The sequence below is a fragment of the Citrobacter sp. Cf136 genome (genome assembly GCF_030333815.1).
Lineage (GTDB): Bacteria > Pseudomonadota > Gammaproteobacteria > Enterobacterales > Enterobacteriaceae > Citrobacter > Citrobacter freundii.
In genome coordinates, this window is sequence record NZ_JAOWFE010000035.1 from 1 (window position 1) to 24,382 (window position 24,382).

25 protein-coding genes and 1 pseudogene are annotated in these 24,382 nt (G+C 53.0%); 8 read left to right on the forward strand and 18 right to left on the reverse strand.

Translation table 11 applies throughout. From position 1 onward, the window contains the following. The 9 genes from tuf to fkpA all read right to left on the reverse strand — a co-directional run. A partial coding sequence (tuf, locus tag OGV98_RS12450) for an elongation factor Tu (RefSeq protein ID WP_049014834.1) occupies window positions 1-1,169 on the reverse strand: 1,169 nt, incomplete at its 3' end. Window positions 1,170-1,238: 69 nt separating this feature from the next. After that, window positions 1,239-3,353, reverse strand: coding sequence for an elongation factor G (gene fusA / locus OGV98_RS12455; RefSeq protein WP_003023659.1), 2,115 nt, complete (start codon window positions 3,351-3,353; stop codon window positions 1,239-1,241). Between the two features lie 96 nt (window positions 3,354-3,449). Further along, window positions 3,450-3,920 carry a 30S ribosomal protein S7 gene (gene rpsG, locus OGV98_RS12460; protein WP_003023657.1) on the reverse strand — a complete coding sequence of 157 codons (471 nt, stop codon included), beginning with the start codon at window positions 3,918-3,920 and terminating at the stop codon, window positions 3,450-3,452. 95 nt (window positions 3,921-4,015) lie between these two features. Further along, entirely contained in the window at window positions 4,016-4,390 is a 375-nt protein-coding gene (gene rpsL / locus OGV98_RS12465; protein WP_003023654.1) for a 30S ribosomal protein S12, read from the reverse strand. 125 nt (window positions 4,391-4,515) lie between these two features. Then, window positions 4,516-4,803 carry a sulfurtransferase complex subunit TusB gene (gene tusB, locus OGV98_RS12470; RefSeq protein WP_003023651.1) on the reverse strand — a complete coding sequence of 96 codons (288 nt, stop codon included), beginning with the start codon at window positions 4,801-4,803 and terminating at the stop codon, window positions 4,516-4,518. A 7-nt stretch (window positions 4,804-4,810) separates the two neighbouring features. Further along, a complete protein-coding gene (tusC, locus tag OGV98_RS12475; protein ID WP_003837966.1) occupies window positions 4,811-5,170 on the reverse strand; it encodes a sulfurtransferase complex subunit TusC in 360 nt (119 codons plus the stop codon). Next, complete coding sequence (gene tusD / locus OGV98_RS12480; RefSeq protein ID WP_003023646.1) at window positions 5,170-5,556, reverse strand: sulfurtransferase complex subunit TusD; 387 nt, start codon at window positions 5,554-5,556, stop codon at window positions 5,170-5,172. Before tusD ends, tusC begins: the two co-directional genes overlap by 1 nt. Beyond that, a complete protein-coding gene (locus tag OGV98_RS12485) occupies window positions 5,556-6,278 on the reverse strand; it encodes a helix-turn-helix transcriptional regulator (RefSeq protein WP_003023643.1) in 723 nt (240 codons plus the stop codon). The genes tusD and OGV98_RS12485 overlap by 1 nt, the downstream gene beginning before the upstream one ends. Window positions 6,279-6,445: 167 nt before the next feature. Next, complete coding sequence (gene fkpA, locus OGV98_RS12490) at window positions 6,446-7,264, reverse strand: FKBP-type peptidyl-prolyl cis-trans isomerase (protein WP_202580959.1); 819 nt, start codon at window positions 7,262-7,264, stop codon at window positions 6,446-6,448. Window positions 7,265-7,496: 232 nt separating this feature from the next. Here fkpA and OGV98_RS12495 point away from each other — a divergent pair, with 232 nt between their 5' ends. Next, entirely contained in the window at window positions 7,497-7,715 is a 219-nt protein-coding gene (locus tag OGV98_RS12495; RefSeq protein WP_003023639.1) for a protein SlyX, read from the forward strand. Between the two features lie 199 nt (window positions 7,716-7,914). On the opposite strand, the gene slyD is transcribed toward OGV98_RS12495, so the two are convergent. The 4 genes from slyD to kefG form a co-directional block, all read right to left on the reverse strand. Continuing rightward, window positions 7,915-8,520 carry a peptidylprolyl isomerase gene (gene slyD / locus OGV98_RS12500; protein ID WP_003023634.1) on the reverse strand — a complete coding sequence of 202 codons (606 nt, stop codon included), beginning with the start codon at window positions 8,518-8,520 and terminating at the stop codon, window positions 7,915-7,917. Window positions 8,521-8,614: 94 nt separating this feature from the next. Further along, the gene (locus OGV98_RS12505; protein ID WP_003023632.1) at window positions 8,615-8,815 is read right to left on the reverse strand and encodes a YheV family putative zinc ribbon protein; all 201 of its coding nucleotides are present in this window, start codon (window positions 8,813-8,815) and stop codon (window positions 8,615-8,617) included. Between the two features lie 9 nt (window positions 8,816-8,824). After that, window positions 8,825-10,630 carry a glutathione-regulated potassium-efflux system protein KefB gene (gene kefB / locus OGV98_RS12510; protein WP_003023630.1) on the reverse strand — a complete coding sequence of 602 codons (1,806 nt, stop codon included), beginning with the start codon at window positions 10,628-10,630 and terminating at the stop codon, window positions 8,825-8,827. Continuing rightward, window positions 10,630-11,181 carry a glutathione-regulated potassium-efflux system ancillary protein KefG gene (gene kefG / locus OGV98_RS12515; protein ID WP_003023629.1) on the reverse strand — a complete coding sequence of 184 codons (552 nt, stop codon included), beginning with the start codon at window positions 11,179-11,181 and terminating at the stop codon, window positions 10,630-10,632. The genes kefB and kefG overlap by 1 nt, the downstream gene beginning before the upstream one ends. A gap of 132 nt (window positions 11,182-11,313) precedes the next feature. On the opposite strand from kefG, the gene OGV98_RS12520 reads away from it, so the two are divergent. Beyond that, the gene (locus OGV98_RS12520) at window positions 11,314-13,215 is read left to right on the forward strand and encodes an ABC transporter ATP-binding protein (protein WP_003847948.1); all 1,902 of its coding nucleotides are present in this window, start codon (window positions 11,314-11,316) and stop codon (window positions 13,213-13,215) included. Window positions 13,216-13,324: 109 nt separating this feature from the next. On the opposite strand, the gene OGV98_RS12525 is transcribed toward OGV98_RS12520, so the two are convergent. Together OGV98_RS12525 and prs are read right to left on the reverse strand one after the other, a co-directional pair. Further along, entirely contained in the window at window positions 13,325-14,815 is a 1,491-nt protein-coding gene (locus OGV98_RS12525) for a nicotinate phosphoribosyltransferase (protein ID WP_185229256.1), read from the reverse strand. A 14-nt stretch (window positions 14,816-14,829) separates the two neighbouring features. Further along, window positions 14,830-15,690: a ribose-phosphate diphosphokinase gene (prs, locus tag OGV98_RS12530; protein WP_032937275.1), complete on the reverse strand. Its 861-nt coding sequence runs from the start codon at window positions 15,688-15,690 to the stop codon at window positions 14,830-14,832. A gap of 191 nt (window positions 15,691-15,881) precedes the next feature. On the opposite strand from prs, the gene OGV98_RS12535 reads away from it, so the two are divergent. From OGV98_RS12535 to OGV98_RS12550, 4 genes and pseudogenes are all read left to right on the forward strand, one after another. Beyond that, window positions 15,882-16,601, forward strand: coding sequence for an NUDIX hydrolase (locus OGV98_RS12535; RefSeq protein WP_003837957.1), 720 nt, complete (start codon window positions 15,882-15,884; stop codon window positions 16,599-16,601). Window positions 16,602-16,636: 35 nt separating this feature from the next. Beyond that, window positions 16,637-17,705, forward strand: a pseudogene (locus OGV98_RS12540) (hydrolase). Further along, entirely contained in the window at window positions 17,702-17,920 is a 219-nt protein-coding gene (locus OGV98_RS12545; protein ID WP_003023615.1) for a YheU family protein, read from the forward strand. Before OGV98_RS12540 ends, OGV98_RS12545 begins: the two are co-directional and overlap by 4 nt. Window positions 17,921-17,973: 53 nt before the next feature. Beyond that, window positions 17,974-18,843: a phosphoribulokinase gene (locus tag OGV98_RS12550; RefSeq protein ID WP_003827751.1), complete on the forward strand. Its 870-nt coding sequence runs from the start codon at window positions 17,974-17,976 to the stop codon at window positions 18,841-18,843. 98 nt (window positions 18,844-18,941) lie between these two features. On the opposite strand, the gene OGV98_RS12555 is transcribed toward OGV98_RS12550, so the two are convergent. After that, window positions 18,942-19,346: an OsmC family protein gene (locus OGV98_RS12555; protein WP_003023611.1), complete on the reverse strand. Its 405-nt coding sequence runs from the start codon at window positions 19,344-19,346 to the stop codon at window positions 18,942-18,944. A 306-nt stretch (window positions 19,347-19,652) separates the two neighbouring features. On the opposite strand from OGV98_RS12555, the gene crp reads away from it, so the two are divergent. After that, a complete protein-coding gene (gene crp, locus OGV98_RS12560) occupies window positions 19,653-20,285 on the forward strand; it encodes a cAMP-activated global transcriptional regulator CRP (protein ID WP_000242758.1) in 633 nt (210 codons plus the stop codon). Window positions 20,286-20,336: 51 nt separating this feature from the next. Continuing rightward, window positions 20,337-22,424 carry a YccS/YhfK family putative transporter gene (locus OGV98_RS12565; protein WP_016151089.1) on the forward strand — a complete coding sequence of 696 codons (2,088 nt, stop codon included), beginning with the start codon at window positions 20,337-20,339 and terminating at the stop codon, window positions 22,422-22,424. Between the two features lie 91 nt (window positions 22,425-22,515). Here OGV98_RS12565 and argD read toward each other — a convergent pair whose 3' ends face one another. Both argD and pabA read right to left on the reverse strand, forming a co-directional pair. Continuing rightward, window positions 22,516-23,733: a bifunctional acetylornithine/succinyldiaminopimelate transaminase gene (gene argD, locus OGV98_RS12570; protein WP_115489366.1), complete on the reverse strand. Its 1,218-nt coding sequence runs from the start codon at window positions 23,731-23,733 to the stop codon at window positions 22,516-22,518. Between the two features lie 85 nt (window positions 23,734-23,818). Then, window positions 23,819-24,382, reverse strand: coding sequence for an aminodeoxychorismate synthase component 2 (pabA, locus tag OGV98_RS12575; protein WP_003847954.1), 564 nt, complete (start codon window positions 24,380-24,382; stop codon window positions 23,819-23,821).

Consider the following 24,382-nt stretch of genomic DNA (forward strand, 5'->3'; position numbering starts at 1 on the left):
GCAACAACGCCCGCACCAACAGTACGGCCGCCTTCACGGATTGCGAAACGCAGACCGTCGTCCATCGCGATCGGGTGGATCAGAGTAACAACCATTTTGATGTTGTCGCCCGGCATTACCATCTCTACGCCTTCCGGCAGTTCAATGGTACCAGTCACGTCAGTAGTACGGAAGTAGAACTGCGGACGGTAGCCTTTGAAGAACGGAGTATGACGGCCGCCTTCGTCTTTGGACAGAATGTACACTTCAGATTCGAACTTGGTGTGCGGCTTGATAGAGCCCGGCTTAGCCAGTACCTGACCACGTTCGATTTCTTCACGTTTGATACCACGCAGCAGAACACCAACGTTCTCACCAGCACGGCCTTCGTCCAGCAGTTTGCGGAACATTTCAACGCCAGTACAGGTAGACTTAGCAGTCTCTTTGATACCAACGATTTCAACTTCTTCACCAACTTTGATGATACCGCGCTCTACACGACCGGTAACAACGGTACCACGACCGGAGATGGAGAATACGTCTTCGATAGGCAGCAGGAACGGCTTGTCAATCGCACGCTCTGGTTCTGGGATGTAAGAATCCAGGAAGCCAGCCAGTTCGATGATTTTCGCTTCCCACTCTGCTTCGCCTTCCAGCGCTTTCAGAGCAGAACCACGAACGATCGGAGTGTCGTCGCCCGGGAAATCGTACTGAGACAGAAGTTCACGAACTTCCATTTCTACCAGTTCCAGCAGCTCTTCGTCATCAACCATGTCGCATTTGTTCAGGAACACGATGATGTACGGAACGCCTACCTGACGACCCAGCAGGATGTGCTCACGAGTCTGCGGCATCGGGCCGTCAGTCGCAGCAACAACCAGGATCGCGCCGTCCATCTGCGCAGCACCGGTGATCATGTTTTTAACATAGTCGGCGTGGCCCGGGCAGTCTACGTGTGCGTAGTGGCGAGTCGGGGTGTCATATTCAACGTGAGAAGTGTTGATGGTGATACCACGAGCTTTTTCTTCCGGCGCGTTATCGATCTGGTCGAATGCACGAGCAGCACCGCCGTAGGTTTTAGCCAGTACGGTAGTGATTGCAGCGGTCAGGGTAGTTTTACCGTGGTCAACGTGGCCGATGGTGCCGACGTTAACGTGCGGTTTTGTACGTTCAAATTTTTCTTTAGACACGGCTATATTCCTTACTATAGTGCTCTCCCCTTTGGAGAGAGCACGGGACTTAGGTTTTAATCCTGTGGATTATTTACCACGGGCTTCAATAACGGCCTGAGCAACGTTGTTCGGCGCATCGTCGTACTTCAGGAACTCCATGGAGTAAGAAGCACGGCCTTTGGTCAGAGAACGCAGCTGGGTTGCATATCCGAACATTTCAGACAGCGGAACTTCAGCATGGATAACAACGCCAGTGACGTTGGATTCCTGACCACGAAGCATACCACGACGGCGGCTCAAGTCACCGATTACGTCACCGGTGTTCTCTTCCGGAGTCTCTACTTCAACCTTCATGATAGGCTCAAGCAGAACTGGTTTCGCTTTCTTAAAGCCATCTTTGAAGGCGATAGAAGCGGCCAGTTTAAACGCCAGCTCAGAGGAGTCAACGTCATGGTAAGAACCGAAGTGCAGACGCACGCCCAGATCAACAACCGGGTAACCAGCCAGCGGGCCAGATTTCAGCTGTTCCTGGATGCCTTTATCAACGGCCGGGATGTATTCGCCAGGAATTACACCACCTTTGATGTCGTTGATGAACTCGTAGCCTTTCGGGTTTGAACCCGGCTCCAGCGGGTACATGTCGATAACAACATGACCGTACTGACCGCGACCACCAGACTGCTTAGCGTGTTTACCTTCGATATCGGTAACTTTCGCGCGAATCGCTTCACGGTAAGCAACCTGAGGTTTACCGACGTTCGCTTCAACGTTGAATTCACGCTTCATACGGTCAACGATGATGTCGAGGTGCAGCTCACCCATACCAGCGATAATGGTCTGGTTAGATTCTTCGTCAGTCCATACGCGGAATGACGGGTCTTCTTTAGCCAGACGGCCCAGAGCCAGACCCATTTTTTCCTGGTCAGCTTTGGTTTTCGGTTCTACCGCGATGGAAATTACCGGCTCAGGGAATTCCATACGTTCCAGAATGATCGGGTGATCCGGGTCACACAGAGTGTCACCAGTGGTCACGTCTTTCAGACCGATAGCAGCAGCGATATCGCCCGCGCGAACTTCTTTGATCTCTTCACGTTTGTTAGCGTGCATCTGTACGATACGGCCGAAACGTTCACGTGCAGTTTTCACGGAGTTCAGGATGGTGTCACCGGAGTTAACCACACCAGAGTACACGCGGAAGAAGGTCAGGTTACCCACGAACGGGTCGGTAGCGATTTTGAATGCCAGAGCAGCAAACGGCTCGTCATCGCTAGCATGACGCTCAGCAGGAGTATCTTTACCGTCGTCCAGAATACCGTTGATCGCAGGTACGTCTACTGGGGATGGCAGGTAATCAATTACCGCATCCAGCATCGCCTGAACACCTTTGTTCTTGAACGCAGAACCACAGGTTACCAGGATGATTTCGTTGTTCAGAACACGCTGACGCAGAGCTTTTTTGATCTCTTCTTCAGTCAGTTCTTCACCACCCAGGTATTTCTCCATCAGCTCTTCTGAAGCTTCTGCAGCGGACTCGATCAGGTTCTGGTGCCATTCTTCAGCCAGTTCCTGCATGTCAGCCGGGATATCTTCATAAGTGAAGGTTACGCCTGCATCTTCTTCGTTCCAGTTGATGGCTTTCATTTTCACCAGGTCAACAACACCGGTGAACGCTTCTTCAGCGCCAATTGCCAGCTGCAGCGGAACAGGGTTCGCGCCCAGACGGGTTTTGATCTGACCAACAACTTTCAGGAAGTTCGCACCCATACGGTCCATTTTGTTAACGAACGCAATGCGCGGAACTTTATATTTGTTTGCCTGACGCCATACGGTTTCAGACTGAGGCTGAACACCACCAACTGCGCAGTAAACCATTACTGCACCATCAAGCACACGCATGGAACGTTCTACTTCGATAGTGAAGTCAACGTGCCCCGGGGTGTCGATGATGTTTACGCGATGCGGTTCATACTGCTTAGCCATACCAGACCAGAATGCAGTAGTCGCTGCGGAGGTGATAGTAATACCACGTTCCTGCTCCTGCTCCATCCAGTCCATGGTGGCTGCGCCGTCATGAACTTCACCGATTTTATGGTTTACACCGGTGTAGAACAGAATACGTTCGGTAGTAGTGGTTTTACCGGCGTCGATGTGCGCACTGATACCGATGTTACGGTAGCGCGCGATGGGTGTTGTACGAGCCATTTGATTCCTCGTTTATCTTTTAGGCGTTCAATTTAAGTAGCCCAAAGCGGGCTGCTTACTAGAAGCGCCCGCCTGGTGACTAAAACTCCGAAGGGATTACCAACGGTAGTGTGCGAACGCCTTGTTGGCTTCTGCCATACGGTGAACGTCTTCACGTTTCTTAACTGCAGTACCTTTGTTTTCTGCAGCATCAGAAAGTTCGTTCGCCAGGCGCAGAGCCATGGATTTATCACCGCGTTTACGAGCAGCTTCAACGATCCAACGCATTGCCAGAGCATTACGACGGACCGGACGGACTTCAACTGGTACCTGATAAGTAGAACCACCAACGCGGCGAGACTTAACTTCGACAGTCGGGCGCACGTTTTCGAGAGCTACTTCGAAAGCTTCCAGTTCGTTTTTACCAGAACGCTGAGCCAGGGTCTCCAGCGCGCTGTATACGATAGTTTCGGCAGTAGATTTTTTACCATCTACCATCAGGATATTTACAAATTTAGCCAGCAGTTCTGATCCGAACTTCGGATCCGGCAGAATTTTACGCTGACCAATGACGCGACGACGTGGCATGGAAATACTCCGTTGTTAATTCAGGATTGTCCAAAACTCTAAGAGTTTAGTTTGACATTAATATAAAACGTTTGGCCTTACTTAACGGAGAACCATTAAGCCTTAGGACGTTTCACGCCATACTTGGAGCGTGATTGCTTACGGTCTTTAACGCCGGAGCAGTCAAGCGCACCACGAACGGTGTGGTAACGAACACCCGGGAGGTCTTTTACACGACCGCCACGGATCAGGATCACGGAGTGCTCCTGCAGGTTGTGACCTTCACCACCGATGTAGGAAGTCACTTCAAAACCGTTAGTCAGACGAACACGGCAAACTTTACGCAGTGCGGAGTTCGGTTTTTTAGGAGTGGTAGTATATACACGAGTACATACGCCACGTTTCTGCGGGCATGCTTCCAGCGCAGGCACGTTGCTTTTTGCAACTTTGCGTGCACGTGGTTTGCGTACCAGCTGGTTAACTGTTGCCATTAAATAGCTCCTGGTTTTAGCTTTTGCTTCGTAAACACGTAATAAAACGACCTCATACAATATGAGGACGCAGAATTTTAGGTCGGTGTCGAAAAGGTGTCAAGAAATATACAACGATCCCACAATTACCAGGACATCTGGCTGGGATGCTTCACCGTAAGTCTGACGAAGTCAGTATAGCTAACCCTGACGACACTGTCTGAAATTTGACCACTCAACCCGCGAGCCTTAATGTCTTCTTCCAGTACATAGACCTTAATGGAGGCATTTTGCAGACTTTCAAGGAAACGGCTTCCTTCGATTGCTGCCGTCACGCCATCCTGGAGCAATAAAAGTTCATCGTCTTTATCAATCAGACGAAGAAGAGAGGAGAAATCGGTAAGCCACGCGGAGCGATGTAGTGTGTGCAGCATGAGAGTCTCAAAACCTTAAAATGACGTCATAGTTGCCTAACTCACGGCGTAAATCTTCCGGTTCAAGCGCTGTCGCATCGATCACAAAATTACTCCCCTGCTGAAGGCCCCGCTCGCGTAATGAGGCAGCGCAGAGCCAACATTGATCGATATCGTACAACCCTAACAGCTTGAAGGTCGCGATATAGTCTCGCGCCAGCACGGCATCCGGTTGCTGTCCCTGAAGGATTTGAAAGACGCCATCACCGATAAAAAACACGCCGAGGTCTTCCGTTAATGCAGAGGTCGCCAGCAATGCATCTAACCCTTCACGGCCAGATGCGCTGCCATGCGGCACGGTAGAAAAGACAAAAGCAACACGTTTCATCAGAATTGCACCACGCGATCGCAGGTCAGGGATGCCTCAGCCAACGATCCAAGCCCGCTGAGGTTAAAACCTGATTGTAAATTAGCTCCTGCCAGCCCCAGCCGCTTTGCCTCAGTCTCATCAACCACGCCACGCCGCAACGCCGCAGCCACGCAAATATTCAGTGTTACACCATGCTGTTGGTTCAGCTGTTGCCAGGCCCGTACCAGATCGTATTCATCACTGGCAGGCGAAGTGAGTAGGTTGGCGTTATACACACCTTCACGATAGAAAAAAACGCTGCTTAGCTCATGCCCTTCTTTGAGTAGCGCATGAGCAAATTGCAACGCGCTGCTCGCCTGCTGCGTGCCGTACGCTGGCCCCGTCACCATGATGGCAAAACGCATTACTTATCTTGCCCCTGGAAATCGCCACTTTTGAACTGACGAATATAGAGGTAGACCGTATGTTTGGAGATGTTCAGCCGATCGGCGACCTGGTTGATGGCATCTTTAATATCGAAGATGCCTTTCTCATACAAATTCAGGACGATCTGGCGGTTCTTCGCGTTGTTGGAAACATTGCGATCGGCATTCACTTCTTCGATTGTGAATTCCAGCGTCTGGGTAACCAGATCTTCCACCGAAGAAGCGAAGTTGACGGCAGAGCCCACTTCCGGGGTTTCCGGTGGGATAAAGGTATTCATTATCTGCGAGAAAGGGACATCAAGGTTCATGTTGATGCACAGCAGACCAATCACGCGATGCTCACGGTTGCGAATGGCAATCGTCACCGACTTCATCAAGACACCGCTTTTCGCACGTGTGAAGTAACACTTCGACACGCTGCTATCCGCACCCGTCATATCATGCAGCATACGCAACGCAAGGTCGGTAATCGGTGAGCCAATTTTACGGCCCGTGTGTTCACCGTTAGCAATGCGGATGGCCGAGCATTTCAAATCCTGCAAAGAGTGCAATACGATTTCACAATGGGAACCAATGAGCATCGCCAACCCGTCCACTACCGCTTCGTAGGATTTGAGGATATCGAAGTCGGTTTGATCGAAAGGACGTTGATCCAGCAAATCTAGCTCACTGGTTTCGTTGGTTAAAAGCGACCTGGACATGAAAAAAAGCACTCCTTTTCAGGAGCCTGTCGTTATGTTGTCAGGGCAGGCTCATCACTATTATAGGGGCATCTAAAGTAATACAGCGCACAAGGCGCTTTCCAGTATTAATTATATCCTGTCGATAATAAAAAACCGCCGCCCTGTGGGCGGCGGTTTCTGTTAGCTTATTTTTTGCTGCTGTCTGCAGCTTTATCTGCCGGTGCAGCATCTGGCTGCGCGTCAACTTTCGGTGCCGGTTTGATGTCTAACAGTTCAACATCAAAGACCAGCGTAGAGTTAGCCGGAATGCCCGGAACGCCCGTTTTGCCGTAAGCCAGATCCGGTGGGATAACCAGCTGGATTTTGCCGCCTTTCTTGATGTTTTTCAGGCCTTCAGTCCAGCCCGGGATCACGCCGTCAAGACGGAAAGAGAGCGGCTCACCACGGGTATAAGAGTTATCAAACTCTTTACCATCGATCAGCGTACCTTTGTAGTTAACAACCACGGTATCGCTGTCTTTCGGTGCAGCGCCGGTACCTTCTTTCTCTACTTTGTAGACCAGGCCAGTAGCCGAGGTTTTAACGCCTTTCTCTTTAGCAAATTTCTCGCGGTAAACTTTACCTTTGGCTTCGTTGTCAGCCGCGTCTTTTTCCATTTTTGCCTGAGCGGAGCTCTTCACGCGCGCTTCAAACGCCTGCAGAGTTTGTTCGATTTCCTGGTCAGACAGTTTGCTCTTGTCTGCAAACGCATCCTGAACACCAGCGATCAGCTGATCTTTATCCAGTTTGATGCCCAGCTTTTCCTGCTCTTTCAGAGAGTTTTCCATATAACGACCCAGGGACGCGCCCAGCGCGTAAGCGGCTTTTTGGTCGTCATTCTTGAATGCTGCTTTGCTGTCAGCAGTAGCGGCTGGTTTCGCAGCATCAGCAGCGAAGGTGATCGGGGCATGCAGAGCAACAGCCATTGTGGTCGCCAGCAGCGTTACTTTAAACAGTGATTTCATCCATATCTCCAGGGCCGGGGCATCTCACCCCAGGGTTAACTAACATAAAAATGTACTATAAAGCGTTGCAGAACAAATCAACATACAGGCACGCCCTATTATCACCACTTTTCAGACTCTTTTTGTTTAAATTAGTTTCGTTACCGAAGATTGAGTGCTGTGCAAACAGGCAAAGTTAAGTAGAATTCGCCGCAGTCCGCGATCTGCCGGAGAAAAAAGAAAGAGGTGAATCATGCAGGATACAACAATGGAAACTCGCCTGGCTGAACTGGAAAGTCGCCTGGCATTTCAGGAGATAACCATTGAAGAGCTCAACGTGACGGTGACCGCGCATGAACTGGAAATGGCCAAACTGCGCGACCATCTGCGTCTGCTGACGGAAAAGCTCAAAGCAACGCAACCGTCCCACATCGCGTCGCAGTCTGAAGAGACCCCTCCGCCACATTATTGAGACGTAAAAAAAGCGGGGATATCCCCGCTTTTTTTGTGTCCGAAAGCGCTAACGCTTATCGGATCTACTCACATATACCCAAAGGATTTCAAATCACAGCAAGGCGGCAAGCTTGAGGAAGTCCTGGGAGCATAGATAACTATGTGACCAGGATTCGAAAGCGCAGCCAACACCGCTGTGGGTTGAAAGACGAAGGGTATTAGTGGCAACCGCAGCCGCCGCCGTTACCTTTACCGCCACCGCCGCAGCAGCCTTCGCCGCCGTGCTCGTGACCATGGTCGTGGCCGTGTCCACCGCAGCAACCGTCATGACCGTGGTCATGATCGTGGTCGTGACCGTGCGCACCGTGAACGTGGCCGTGAGCCAGTTCTTCTTCGGTCGCTTCGCGGATAGCAACAACTTCTACGTTGAATTTCAGATTCTGGCCAGCCAGCATGTGGTTACCGTCAACCACAACGTGGTCGTCTTCCACTTCGGTAATTTCTACCGGTACTGGACCCTGGTCAGTTTCAGCCAGGAAACGCATGCCAACCTGCAGTTCGTCAACGCCCATAAAGACGTCTTTAGGAACGCGCTGCACCAGGTTTTCGTCGTACTGACCGTATGCGTCGTTTGCGCCAACAGCAACATCGAATTTGTCGCCAACTTCATGACCGTCCAGCGCTGTTTCCAGGCCAGAAATCAGAGAACCGTGACCATGCAGGTAGTCCAGCGGTGCACTCACCGGAGACTCATCAACCAACACACCGTCTTCTGTACGTACCTGATAGGCCAGGCTGACCACCAGGTCCTTTGCTACTTTCATGATATCTCCTGAGCATGGAAAGAATAGTGGCGCAGATTGTAGCGGAATTCTGCACCCGTGTACCCTCTAGCTTAAAAAAAGCTGCGCCATATCGCTAGTCCGGATGAAAAATCCCGATCACTTGCTCTTCTTTGCGAACGTGCTCGCGCGCCTCTTTATCGGCTTCCCGCATCTGATGACCGCACTTAACACACTCAACAATATCGATATTATTTTCACGCCACATCGCCAGAGTATCCTGCGACTGGCAGGACGGACATTTTGCACCTGCGATAAAACGTTTACGAATTGCCATGATTATCCTCTACTCAAATTCATCCCAGCCATCCAGCTGACGTCGCTCTTGCTGCATCTCTCGTTGGAAAATTTCCTCCAGCTCGCGCCGTGCTTCCCTGGCTCGAGAGATTTGTACCGTATCTGTATGCATGGGGATCAGTTCCCGCAGCATGCGCATATCCAGCCGACGAAAATGCAGCTGGGCACGCTGGGCCTGGTGCGGATGCATCCCCAGTGTAACCAGCGTTTTACGCCCCAACTCCAGCGCACTGGAGAACGTTTCGCGGGAAAACTGCGTCACACCGGCCTGTAATAACTCATGCGCCTCTACACGTCCGCGCGCTCGCGCAAGAATATGCAAATGCGGAAAATACTGTTGGCACAGTTCCACCAGTTTCATTGTGTCTTCAGGCTCATTACAGGTAATAACAATAGACTGTGCCGCCTCTGCCCCTGCGGAGCGCAACAGTTCCACCTGAGTGGCGTCACCGTAGTAGACCTTATAGCCATATTTGCGCATCAGATTCACCGCGCTGATATCTCGCTCCAGGACGGTAATACGCATTTTATTGGCCATCAACAGGCGACCAATAACCTGACCAAAACGCCCAAACCCCACCACAATCACCTGCGGTTTATCATCTTCCACCCAGGGTTTTTCGTCTTCCTCATCCGTGCCGTTAAACTGGCGGGAGAGCCATTTATCAATCAACTTCATCACCAGCGGCGTGGTCATCATCGACAGTGTGACGGTCACCAGCAGCAACGCCATTTGGTCGCCCTGAAACAGCCGTTGCGAGGATGCCGTTGAAAACAGCACGAAAGCGAATTCACCGCCCTGACTTAAAACCCCGGCAAATTGCATCCGTTCAGAGCTTCTCATGCCGTTAAGACGCGCCAGTACATACAGCACCAGCATTTTAACGACCACCAGCACGATCACGCTCGCTGCCACCCACAGAATATGGGTGTAGAGCACGCCGAGATTGAGCGACATGCCAACGGAGATAAAAAACAGCCCGAGCAACAGTCCTTTAAAAGGATCGATTGCCGTTTCCAGCTCATGTCGGTATTCACTTTCCGCCAGCAGCACACCCGCGATAAACGTTCCCAGCGCCATTGACAGCCCCAGCGCATCCATAAATAAAGCAGAACCCAGCACCAACAGCAGCGTGGCAGCGGTGAACACTTCCCGCACGCCAGAATCCGCAATAAAGCGGAAAACCGGACGCAGCAAATAGCGCCCGCCAATCAGCATGCCGGCAAAGGCCAGCACCTTCATTCCCACTTTAATCCAGTCAAAATGTTCGTCAGCAGACCCCGCCAGCAGCGGAACCAGCGCCAGCGCAGGGATCACCGCCAGATCCTGAAACAGCAGCACCGAAAAACCCAACTGCCCGGATTCACTGCGGTTCATGCCTTTCTCACGCATCAACTGTAGCGCCATCGCGGTCGATGACATCGCCAGACCAATGCCGCCAACCACTGCCGCCTGCCAGGAGAACGCAGTGAGCATCAATAATCCGGCCAACACCACCGCGCTCAGCATCACCTGCGCGGCGCCGACGCCAAAAATTGAACGCCGCAGTTGCCACAGCTTGGCCGGGTTAAGTTCCAACCCAATGATGAACATCAGAAAAACTACGCCCAGCTCGGAAAAGTGCAGGATTTCATCCACATCACTGATGAACCCTAATCCCCACGGGCCGATGGCAATACCCGCCAGCAAGTAACCCAACACCGGACCGATACCCAACCTGGACGCCAACGGTACCGCCGCCACCGCCGCGAAGAGAAACAACACTCCGGCTGTCAACAAATCTGAACCTTCCATCAGCGGCCTCCCACAGGGATCGGATTCGCCAGCCAGTCACCATACGCTTTCGCATGGCTGTCCAGCTCCTGCTTCGTTTGCCTTCTGGCCCAGTAAACGATAATAGGGCTCATCCAGTGCATGCGGCACATACCGGCCGTCAGCTCGAAAGGGCGCAGCACATCGCTCATTGGATAACGGTTTAGCGCGTCATAGCGGTAGGCACTTTCCGGTTCTCCGGTAGTGATAACGCTACGCCAGTACTTTCCCGCCAGTTGATTCCCTCCGGGACCGCTGGCAAATCCGCGGCTCAGTACGCGGTCAAGCCACTCCTTTAACAGCGCCGGACAGCTATAGGTGTAAAGCGGATGCTGAAAAACGATCACATCATGCTCACGCAGCAGCGCCTGTTCATGCGGAATATCGATAAAAAAATCAGGATAGTGCGCGTAAAGGTCGTGCACGGTAACATTGCTGAGCTGCATGGCCGGTTTAAGCAGAACACGGTTCGCGACCGAGTCCTGAGATTCCGGATGGGCATACAGCAGCAAGACTTTCGCTGGCTGGAACATCATCCCCCTCCCGGTTTTGTCTTTTGTCTATTTTCGACGTTTTGGGCTACCATTGCGCCTCGGTGCGGCAAACGGCCCGCACATTACATTATCATAATGATAAATTAACATAGTCTGAACATACGGCGCCTTATGATTGTTTTCTCATCGTTACAAATTCGTCGCGGCGTGCGCGTCTTGCTGGACAATGCCACGGCCACCATTAATCCAGGGCAGAAGGTTGGCCTGGTGGGTAAAAATGGCTGCGGTAAATCTACCCTGCTGGCATTGCTGAAAAATGAACTCAGCGCCGACGCTGGAGGATTTACCTATCCGGGAAACTGGCAGCTCGCGTGGGTGAATCAGGAAACGCCTGCGTTGCCACAGCCCGCGCTGGAGTACGTCATTGACGGTGACCGCGAATATCGTCAACTGGAAGCGCAGTTGAACGACGCCAACGAACGTAACGATGGACATGCCATTGCCACTGTCCATGGCAAGCTGGATGCCATCGACGCCTGGACCGTGCGTTCACGCGCCGCCAGCCTGCTGCATGGCCTCGGTTTCTCCAACGAACAGCTTGAACGGCCGGTCAGCGACTTCTCCGGTGGCTGGCGTATGCGCCTCAACCTGGCCCAGGCGCTGATTTGCCGTTCAGACCTGCTACTGCTCGATGAACCTACCAACCACCTCGATCTCGACGCGGTGATCTGGCTGGAAAGATGGCTGAAAAGCTATCAGGGCACGCTGATCTTGATCTCCCACGACCGCGACTTCCTCGATCCGGTGGTGGATAAAATTATTCATATCGAACAGCAAACCATGTTCGAGTACACAGGCAACTACAGCGCGTTTGAAATCCAGCGTGCGACCCGCCTCGCGCAGCAACAGGCCATGTACGAAAGCCAGCAGGAGCGCGTGGCACATCTGCAAAGCTATATCGATCGTTTCCGCGCTAAAGCAACGAAAGCAAAACAGGCGCAGAGTCGTATCAAAATGCTGGAACGCATGGAGCTGATTGCCCCAGCGCACGTGGACAACCCGTTCCACTTCAGCTTCCGTGAACCGGAAAGCCTGCCAAACCCGCTGCTGAAGATGGAAAAGGTCAGCGCTGGCTACGGCGATCGCGTCATTCTCGATTCGATCAAACTGAATCTGGTGCCAGGTTCCCGCATCGGTCTGCTCGGTCGCAACGGCGCGGGTAAATCGACGCTGATTAAGCTGCTGGCCGGCGAACTGGCCCCCATCAGCGGCGAGATTGGCCTGGCGAAAGGCATCAAGCTGGGCTACTTCGCGCAGCACCAGCTGGAGTTTTTACGCGCCGATGAATCACCAATTCAGCATCTGGCACGCATGGCGCCGCAGGAGCTGGAGCAGAAACTACGAGACTACCTGGGTGGATTCGGCTTCCAGGGCGATAAAGTCAGCGAAGAGACTCGCCGCTTCTCCGGTGGTGAAAAGGCGCGTCTGGTGCTGGCATTGATCGTCTGGCAGCGCCCGAACCTGCTGCTGCTCGATGAACCGACCAACCACCTGGACTTAGATATGCGTCAGGCGCTGACCGAAGCGCTGATCGATTTTGAAGGCGCGCTGGTTGTCGTCTCGCACGACCGTCACCTGATCCGCTCCACCACCGACGACCTCTATCTGGTACACGACAAGAAAGTCGAGCCGTTTGATGGCGATCTGGAGGATTATCAGCAGTGGCTGAGCGATGTCCAGAAACAGGAAAATCAGAGCGACGAACCGGCGAAAGAGAGCGTTAACAGCGCCCAGGCACGTAAAGACCAGAAGCGTCGTGAAGCGGAACTGCGCACTCTGACGCAACCGCTGCGCAAAGAGATCACCCGTCTGGAAAAAGAGATGGAGAAACTGCACGCGCAGTTAGCTCAGGCGGAAGAGAAACTCGGCGACAGCGAACTGTACGACCAAAGCCGCAAAGCCGAACTCACCGCTTGTCTGCAGCAGCAGGCCAGTGCGAAATCCGGGCTGGAAGAGTGTGAAATGGCCTGGCTGGACGCTCAGGAACAACTTGAGCAGATGTTGGGTGAGTAAGGTTTTGCCGGATGGCGACGCTGGCGCGTCTGATCCGGCCTACATAAAGCGTGCGGCCTGCTGCCCGTAGGCCGGATAAGGCAAAGCCGCCATCCGGCAAAAGCCCAGCTTAGCCTTGCATCGCCAGACGCTGGCGGATTTCTTCGAAATGCTCGCAGTTAAACAGCTTGCCGTTGAGAAAACGGGTTTTCAGCTCCCCTTCCTGCTCTTGCTCCCAAGTCTGTTCATCATGCAGACGCAGTTCCCCTTGCTCATCACGTGTGACGCGAAGCAGACCACGGGCTGAACGCTTCAGGCCATTATCGGTTTTCGGCTCTTTGAAAATCGTCCGGCCTTTGCCGTCGACTTCTCCCCACGTCGCTTTCATCGCAAAACCGAAGGTGTCACGCGTGTTGTACTGATAGGTAAAGGAACCGACGCCAAACACGACGTTTGAACTGGCAAATCCTTTCGCTTCCAGACGACGCAGGATCTCATTCGCCCGCTCAAGGGTGATGGAGTCGCCATAAATCAGTCCAACATGCGGGTCGAGCACCTTGTAACCTTTGGCGTTAATCGTGCCGCCAAAAATCTCCCACAGCACTTCCACGGACCCTTTCTCCTGAGCGGTACGATCGCTGCTTGTATCGTTATCTTCGCCAGTACCGCACAGAATCTCTACCGGGTTGCCGCTATCCGGACGGAATACCACACGACCTTCACGCGCCAGAATGATGCTCTTCAGTTCGCGGGTATATTCCGTCAGCACCTGCCAGTAGTCCCAGGTATCAGATACTATCGATACAAATCCTTGCGGGTAGAGATCGGCAATCAGGCGGCGGAAGGTTTCAATCTCATGCTCGCGCTCGCCCATACACATCACGCTGTGTTCAGTAGCTGGAATGCTGGCGCCGATAAAATAGGGCTCGCCGTCGGTGTAGTAATCGCGGGCGTACAACAGAGATGGAATACTGTCGGTCCCTTTAAAGCTCAACAAATGCCCACTGCCCGCCTGCATGGTGTCCTGTAATCCGGACATACCGCGAAATGAAAAGTCATGGCACTGGAAGTCAAGATGCGTCTGGTCGCTACAGGTTTTCTGTGCCCAGCGTGCGCAGATTTTACGGTAATGGTGAGCAATCGTGGCGTTTGTCGACGCTTTCCACAATTCCGCCGACAGGATTGTCTCCAGGTAATTCACCAGCCAGAAAAATTCGGGTTTAGTGTTGATAATGGTTAAAACCGGCACCGTCATTGGGACTTTGCTACCTTCATCCAGCGCCTTGATGTGCAGCGGCAGATAGCCCAACTGATGCAATGCACGAATATGGTCCACCGCCACTGCATCTTTGCCGAGATAGCTATCCATGACCTGTTTGTATTCACTCACAACCTCATCTTCCGGGCGGGCAAAGAACGCCTCATTAAACAGGTCGACTAAAAACCACTGCATAAACCCCTGCAGGCCGAAAAATACCAGTTTGCCATCCGCCAACGGCGAGGAGAAAAAGCGATCGCTGCGTGGGGTAAAGTTGGAATACACGCGACGGGTGCCCTGCGGATACTGCACGCGGTGAGACACTTTGTAGCCGTCGATAGCTAAAATTGGATTCATTTTCATAACAGGTGTCTCCCTCAGGCGCGGTAAATCGCGTCAATATCGATAAGTTCAAGCTGCGGATGTTCCAGCGTCGGGGCAGCTAAAGAAGTGGTGGTGTAGATGGCGTCAATACCGTTAGCAAAGAGGTGTTCAACGCCCTTAGAAAAGATCCCGTGGGTGACGTACAGGCTAACGCTGCGGGCACCGGCATCACGTAGCACCTGCGCAGAACCTATGAAGGTGCCGCCAGCATCACACAGGTCGTCGACAATCAGCAGATCCCTCCCCCTGACGTCTCCGGCCAATAACGTAAATCCCGTCAGGCTGCCGCTTGCCACATCACGTTTTTTGCTCAGGATGGCGTACTGCTCCACACCGGCCGCTCTGGCTACGGCATCAATCTTCTTCAGCGATCCTGCATCGGGAGCAACCAACATCAGCGCGTTTTGCTGAAACAGCCGCGATAATGACGCGCTTTGCATCAGGCAAACCTCCTGGGGGATCGCCACAAAGTTGTCGATTGCAGCCGCCGCCGCGTCACTGTGCGGGTCGAGCACGTTGACCTTGTCAAATTTCAACGTATTGAGCTGACTGGCGAAGACTTTCAGCGCAAAGCTGTCACCCGATACCATATGTCTGTCCTGACGCGCCCACGGCAGCCAGGGAAGGTCGAGATGGCTGACCAGTACATCGGTCTGATGACGGACCGCCTCAACCAGTTGCGCCAGCAGCATAAAATCGTTCATATCGCGCATAGCCGTGGCACGGATGCGCATCAGGCGAGCAAAGGTTGGCAACGCATCGGTGACTTTTAACCAGACAGCACCATCAGGAAAAACACCGCTGGCAACGGCATAGACCTGGTCGTCCAAAGTTAGTGTCAATTTTATGTTCATCGCGCTCACCTCTTAATTGTGTCCCTTCGACACAATTAATAATGTCTCTAAGACACATATTAAGCAAGCAGAAAATGAATTATTTTTAAGCTGTTAGTTAATCTACTGATAAATAATGAGAAAAAACGAACCTTGCCCCCCGGTGCCGGGCTGGTACACTTATCAGCGTTACAAATCATCGTGAGTACCTTATGACCACCGAAGCCGACTACCTGAATCAGTACGACGCCAGCCGCTTCCCTTCACCTCTGGTGACGGTAGATAGTGCGTTATTTACCCTGCATCAACAGGCGCTGTGCGTATTACTGGTCGAGCGGGCAAAGCAGCCGCAAAAAGGACGTTGGGGATTACCCGGCGGCTTTATTGATATCGAAAACGATGATTCAACCCGTGCCACCGCGCTGCGCAAACTCACTGAAAAAACGGGTGTTTCGCCTTCGTGGCTGGAACAAATGGATACCTTTTCCGGGCCTGATCGTGACCCGCGCGGCTGGAGCCTGACGGTCACCTGGTTTGCACTAATCGCCTGGGTAGACTGCGCGCCCCATATCGCCAGCGTCAGCAATGCCCGTTGGGTGCCGGTTGATGAGTTGAAAAACTATTCACTCGCGTTTGATCACGAGAAAATCATTACAGCGGCGCTGCATCGCTTGCGGCAAAAAACGATGTACTCGCTCCTGCCAGTGTACTGCTTGCCGGAAACATTTACCCATGGGCAACTACTCGAAGCCACTGAGGTGATCCTCGGTCAGTCGATCCAGCGTAAAAGTCTGATTCGTCGCTTTGAAGCGTCAGGAATGTTTGAAGATACTGGAGAAAGCGTGGCGACAGGGACGCGTAAAGCCCGTCTGTGGCGACGTAAACCTAACGTCGATTTTCATTTTTTCTCGCGTAACCTGCTGACTGACTAGCGACAAAATCACATATTGGCTAACCCGCACGCGCTGTGCGCGGTATAGTTATTCTTTCCGATTATTAATTGCTCCGGTGTTATGGTTGAAATCACGTCCACAGAAATGACCCCACCTACCGACGATTCGCGAGAATTCCGCCCGATGCGCGGTATCAGTAACCGCCATCTGCAGACGATGCTGCCGCGATTAATTCGCCGTAAGGTGAAGTTCGACGCCCACTGGCAGCGTCTGGAATTGCCCGACGGCGATTTCGTCGATCTGGCGTGGAGTGAAGATCCGCAACAGGCGAAACACAAACCGCGCCTGGTGGTTTTTCACGGTCTGGAAGGTAGTCTGAACAGCCCCTACGCACATGGCCTGATTGAAGCAGCACAAAAGCGCGGCTGGCTGGGCGTGGTAATGCATTTTCGCGGTTGCAGCGGTGAGCCCAATCGTTTGAACCGTATTTATCACTCCGGTGAAACAGAAGATGGCACCTGGTTTTTACACTGGCTGGATCGTGAGTTCGGTCGCGCACCGACCGCCGCGGTAGGTTATTCACTCGGTGGAAACATGCTGGCTTGTCTGCTGGCAAAAGAAGGCAACGATATTCCGATAGATGCAGCGGTTATCGTTTCTGCGCCTTTCGTGCTCGAAGCCTGTAGCTACCATATGGACAAGGGCTTTTCCCGTGTCTATCAGCGCTACCTGCTCAATTTATTGAAAGCCAACGCCTCGCGTAAGCTTGAGGCGTATCCAGGTTCGCTGCCGGTAAGTCTGGCCCAGTTGAAATCTTTGCGCCGCATTCGCGATTTTGACGATCTGATCACCGCCAAAATCCACGGTTTCGCCGATGCTATAGACTATTACCGCCAGTGCAGCGCCATGCCGTTGCTCAATCGGATCGCCAAACCAACGCTGATTATCCATGCTAAAGACGATCCGTTTATGGATCATCACGTGATCCCGAAACCGGAAAATCTGCCTTCGCAGGTGGAATATCAGCTGACTGAACATGGCGGCCACGTCGGATTTATTGGTGGCACAGTGCGCCGTCCTGAGATGTGGCTGGAATCAAGAATCCCGGACTGGCTGACAACGTATCTGGAGGCGTCATCATGATTATCCCATGGCAAGATATCTCTCCGGACGCGCTGGACAATCTGATTGAAAGCTTTGTCTTGCGTGAAGGCACCGATTACGGTGAACATGAACGCTCGCTCGAACAAAAAGTCGCCGACGTCAAACGCCAACTACAATCAGGTGAAGCCGTGCTGGTGTGGTCCGAACTGCATGAAACGGTCAACATTATGCCGAGGAAGCAGATTCACGAGTAATCCCTAGCCGCCGGCCGACTTTACTATAATTACAACCATTTCATGGAGTTGTTATGTCTGCCAAACATCCGGTGATTGCGGTAACAGGATCCAGCGGCGCGGGGACCACCACCACCAGCCTCGCGTTTCGTAAAATTTTCGCGCAGTTAAACCTGCGCGCCGCCGAGGTGGAAGGTGACAGTTTTCACCGCTATACCCGTCCGGAAATGGACATGGCGATTCGCAAAGCACGCGATGCCGGGCGGCATATCAGCTATTTCGGCCCCGAAGCTAACGACTTCGGTCTGCTGGAGCAAACCTTCATTGAATACGGCCAGACGGGCAAAGGTCAGTCGCGTAAATACCTGCACACCTACGATGAGGCCGTACCGTGGAATCAGGTTCCGGGGACATTTACGCCCTGGCAGCCGCTGCCTGAACCGACGGATGTCCTGTTCTATGAGGGACTTCACGGCGGCGTTGTCACCCCTCAGCAAAATGTGGCCCGGCATGTCGATCTGCTGGTTGGCGTGGTGCCGATCGTGAACCTGGAGTGGATCCAGAAGCTGACCCGCGATACCAGCGAGCGTGGACACTCGCGTGAAGCGGTGATGGACTCGGTGGTGCGCTCAATGGACGATTACATCAATTACATCACACCACAGTTTTCCCGTACGCATATCAACTTCCAACGCGTACCAACCGTCGATACCTCTAATCCCTTTGCCGCCAAGAGCATTCCGTCACTCGATGAAAGCTTTGTCGTGATTCATTTTCGTAATCTGGAAGGGATCGACTTCCCGTGGCTATTGGCCATGCTGCAGGGCTCATTCATTTCTCATATCAATACGTTGGTCGTACCGGGCGGAAAAATGGGTCTGGCGATGGAATTGATTATGCTGCCGCTGGTGCAGCGACTGATGGAAGGCAAAAAGATAGAGTGATACGTGGAAAGCGCCCGATGGCGCTTCGCTTATCGGGCCTACGATTCAACATCACCCTGTAGGCCGGATAAGGCAACGCCGCCATCCGGCATCAGCAATTACGCGGCAACCACTTCATAGGAGTGGGTAATGTTCACCGCCTTTTCCAGCATCAGCGCCACGGAGCAGTATTTTTCCGCCGAAAGATCGACCGCACGTGCGACGGACGCATCTTTCAGATCGTTACCCGTTACGATGAAATGCAGGTTGATATGGGTAAACAGGCGCGGCGCTTCATCACGACGCTCGGAGGTCAGCTTCACTTCGCAGTTGGTCACATCCTGACGACCCTTTTGCAGGATCGACACCACATCAATTGCGCTGCAACCACCCGCAGCCATTAAGACCATTTCCATCGGGCTCGGCGCTTTATCACCGGAGTTACCGTCCATCAAAATCTGGTGGCCAGAAGCGGACTCACCGAGGAAGGTCAGCCCTTCAACCCACTTAACACGTGCTTGCATATTTTATTACTCCGATGCATCAATTTTCCTGACAGATTACGCGCACACAACAAATCTCGCAACGGAAGGCGACCTGCGTCATGCTGAAGCGAGACACCAGGAGACACACGGCGAAAGCTATGCTAAAACAGTCGGGATGCTACAGTAATACATTGACGTACTGCATGTATGCAGAGGACATCACATTACAGGCCGTCGCACGTATTGACAGCCCCCTTCCCAGGTAGCGGGAAGCACATTTTTGCAAACCCAGAGACAGGATGTTTTTTGGCTCTGGAGACAGCTTATAACAGAGGATAACCGCGCATGGTGCTTGGCAAACCGCAAACAGACCCGACTCTCGAATGGTTCTTGTCTCATTGCCATATTCATAAGTACCCATCGAAGAGCACGCTGATTCACCAGGGTGAAAAAGCGGAAACGTTGTACTACATCGTTAAAGGCTCAGTGGCAGTGCTGATCAAAGATGAAGAAGGGAAAGAAATGATCCTTTCTTATCTGAATCAGGGCGATTTTATTGGTGAATTAGGCCTCTTCGAAGAAGGTCAGGAACGCAGCGCCTGGGTCCGTGCTAAAACTGCATGTGAAGTCGCTGAAATTTCCTACAAAAAATTTCGCCAATTAATCCAGGTCAATCCAGATATTCTGATGCGCCTGTCCTCTCAGATGGCTCGCCGTCTGCAGGTCACGTCTGAAAAAGTGGGCAACCTTGCCTTCCTCGACGTTACCGGTCGTATCGCGCAGACTCTGCTGAATCTGGCGAAACAGCCTGATGCGATGACCCACCCGGACGGCATGCAGATTAAAATCACCCGTCAGGAAATCGGCCAGATCGTTGGCTGCTCCCGTGAGACCGTCGGTCGTATTCTGAAGATGCTGGAAGATCAGAACCTGATCTCCGCACACGGTAAGACCATCGTCGTCTACGGCACACGTTAACCCCATCGAAGTGGCGCGTTACCCCGTAATGCGCCACTTTTGTTTGCTCCGATGTGGCGAAGACTGATATACCACCCAGAGATCAACTACGCACTACGACAAACGCTGGTGCTATGTTTACCTGTGGCCGTCGGTCTGATCATCGGTCAGCTTCATCTGGGACTCCTCTTTTCCCTCGTCCCTGCCTGCTGCAATATTGCCGGTCTTGATACCCCGCATAAGCGCTTTTTCAAACGCTTAGTGATTGGCGCGTCTTTGTTTGCCGGATGCAGTCTGATCATGCAATTACTGCTGGCACAGACTATACCGCTGCCGCTGATCCTCACCGGCCTGACGCTGATTCTTGGTGTAACCGCAGAATTAGGCCCTCTGCATGCGCGACTACTACCTGCCTCGCTTATTGCGGCAATTTTCACACTCAGTCTGGCAGGTAACATGCCCGTCTGGGAGCCGCTGCTAATCTACGCGCTGGGCACATTGTGGTACGGTCTGTTCAACTGGTTCTGGTTCTGGATGTGGCGCGAGCAGCCGCTGCGTGAGTCGCTTAGCTTGTTGTACCGCGAATTAGCCGATTACTGTGAGGCCAAGTACAGCATGCTGACCCAGCATGCCGACCCAGAAAAAGCGCTGCCTCCCCTGCTGGTGCGCCAGCAAAAAGCGGTGGATTTAATTACCCAGTGCTATCAGCAAATGCATATGTTGTCGGCGCATCGCAACAACGATTATAAGCGCCTGCTACGTGCCTTTCAGGAGGCGCTCGATTTACAGGAACATATTTCCGTTAGCCTCCACCAGCCGGAAGAGGTGCAAAAGCTGGTCGAACGTAGCCACGCCGAACAAGTGATTCGCTGGAATGCGCGCACAGTTGCCGAACGCCTTCGCGTACTGGCCGATGATATTTTGTATCACCGCTTACCGACCCGTTTCTCAATGGAAAAGCAGATTGGCACGCTGGAGAAAATCGCCAACCAGCATCCGGACAATCCGGTAGGTCAATTTTGCTACTGGCACTTCAGCCGTATTGCCCGTGTGCTACGCACCCAGCGACCACTGTATGCCCGTGATTTAATGGCTGACAAGCAGCGTCGGCTGCCGCTGATCCCTGCCCTGAAAAGCTATTTGTCGTTGAAATCTCCTGCGCTGCGTAATGCCGGACGCATCAGCGTCATGTTGAGCATTGCCAGCCTGATGGGCAGCGCCTTACACCTGCCAAAACCCTATTGGATTTTGATGACAATCCTGTTCGTCACGCAAAATGGCTACGGGGCAACCCGGGTACGTATTTTACACCGTTCAGTAGGGACGCTCGTCGGCCTGGTGATCGCTGGCGTCACGCTGCACTTTCATATTCAGGAAGGTTACACGCTGGCAGGCATGCTGCTGATAACCCTGGTGAGTTATCTGACCATCCGCAAAAACTACGGCTGGGCTACCGTCGGCTTTACGGTCACCGCGGTATATACCCTGCAACTGCTGACGCTGAACGGGGAACAGTTTATCGTACCGCGGTTTATCGATACGATCACTGGCTGCCTGATCGCTTTTGGCGGGATGCTCTGGCTGTGGCCGCAGTGGCAGAGCGGTTTACTGCGTAAAAACGCCCACGATGCGTTAGAAGCCGATCAGGAGGCCATTCGCCTGATTCTTAGCCACGATCCCCAGGCCACACCGCTGGCGTATCAACGCATGCGGGTCAACCAGGCGCATAACACGCTGTTCAACTCGCTGAACCAGGCGATGCAGGAGCCAGGGTTCAACTCGCACTACCTGGCGGACATGAAACTGTGGGTTACGCATAGCCAGTTCATCGTCGAACACATCAACGCAATGACTACGCTGGCAAGGGAACATACGATGCTGACGCCGGATTTGGCGCAGCGGTATCTGGAGTCCTGTGAAATTGCGATCCAGCGCTGTCAGCAGCGGCTAGAATATGACGGTCCCGGAAGCTCCGGCGATGTGAATATTCTCGAAGCGCCAGAGATGCTGTCCCATGGGCCTTTAAGCACCCTTGAGCAGCATCTGCAGCGGGTTTTGGGGCATCTGAACACCATGCATACCATTTCGTCGGTAGCATGGCGTCAGCGACCGCACCATGGGATCTGGCTGAGCCGCCGGTTGCGGGACATGAAAGGTTAAGATCGACTGCCGGATGCGCTACGCTTATCCGGCCTACGAATAACACCTTACCCTGTAGGCCGGATAAGGCGCTCGCGCCGCCATCCGGCAATCAGCCCACCACCTTCGCTACCGCCTGCGCGAAGCGCTGCATTCCTTCATCGATATCGGTCTGCTCCACCACCAGCGACGGCGCGAAACGCATCACGTCCGGTCCGGCGTTCAGTACCATCACGCCTTCATTCGCCGCGGCGTACAAGAAATCACGCGCCCGGCCTTTAAACTGCGGCTTCAGTTCGGCGCCAATCAGCAGTCCCATACCGCGAATGTCGCTGAAAATGTCAAACTGCTGGTCAATTTTCTGCAAATGCTGAACAAACGCCTGGCGTTTGGCCTGAATACCTTCCAGCACTTCCGGCGTGTTGATGATATCAAACGCAGCTCCCGCAACCGCGCAGGCCAGCGGGTTACCGCCGTATGTGGAGCCGTGTGAACCCACGTGGAACGCGGAGGCAATCTCCTGGGTGGTCAGCACCGCGCTCACCGGGAAACCGCCACCGAGCGCCTTGGCGCTGGTGAGGATATCCGGCGTAACGCCGTAGTGCATATAGGCAAACAGTGAGCCAGTACGCCCCATCCCGCTCTGTACTTCATCAAATACCAACAGCGCCTGGTGCTGATCACAAAGTTCACGCAAGCCATGCAGGAATGCCGGCGTTGCCGCAGTAACACCACCCTCGCCCTGAATAGGCTCGATCACCACCGCGCAGGTGTGATCGTCCATCACCGCTTTGACCGCATGCAGATCGTTAAACGGGACATGGATGATATCTGCCGGCTTTGGTCCAAAGCCGTCGGAATATTTCGGCTGCCCGCCGACGGATACGGTAAACAGCGAGCGACCATGAAACGCGTTATGGAAGGCAATGATTTTGGTTTTGAACGGGCTATGACGCACGCAGGCATAGTGGCGCGCCAGCTTAAAGGCGGTTTCGTTAGCTTCGGTACCGGAGTTCATGAACAGTACGCGTTCGGCGAAAGTCGCATCAATGAGTTTACGACCTAAGCGTAACGCCGGTTCGTTGGTGAAAACGTTGCTGGTATGCCACAGGGTTTCACCCTGGGTTTTTAACGCCTCAACCAGCGCAGGATGACAATGCCCTAACGCGGTAACTGCAATGCCGCCCGCGAAATCAACATACTCTTTACCCTGTTGATCCCATACTCGACTCCCTTTCCCTTTTACCGGGATAAACTCAGCCGGTGCATAAATCGGCAGAATCACTTCATCGAATGTCGCGCGTGTAATTGCAGTTTGTTCAGTTGCCATGTCATTACCACCCTGTTAAGCAGAAATGCTAGTGAAATTATAATCACAAAATATGAATAAAAAATCACTGAATAGCAACCACAAATCACCGGTTGAGGAAATTAGCCAGCAGCTGATGCCCCTGTTCGCTGAGAATGCTCTCCGGGTGAAACTGCACCCCTTCCATATCCCACTCCCGGTGGCGAATACCCATGATCTCCTGTGTTTCACTCCAGGCGGTCACCTCAAAGCAGTCAGGAAGGGTTTCGGGAGCGACCACCAGAGAATGGTAGCGCGTTACCGTTAATGGATTGGCGAGCCCCTGAAAAACGCCCTGCCCGTTATGCGTAATCGGCGACGTTTTACCATGCATCACTTTCGCCGCCCGAACCACGGTCGCGCCAAAGGCCTGCGCCATCGCCTGGTGCCCCAGACAAACGCCCAGCAGAGGGATCTTCCCTGCGTAATAGCGAATAACCTCCAGCGAAATACCGGCGTCATCCGGCGTACAGGGTCCCGGGGAAATGACGATTTTTTGCGGGCTCAGCGCGTCAATTTGCGCCAGCGTCAGCTCGTCGTTGCGCCTGACAAGGACATCAGCCCCCAGTTCGCAGAAGTATTGGTACAGGTTCCAGGTGAAAGAATCATAGTTATCGATAAGCAGGATCAT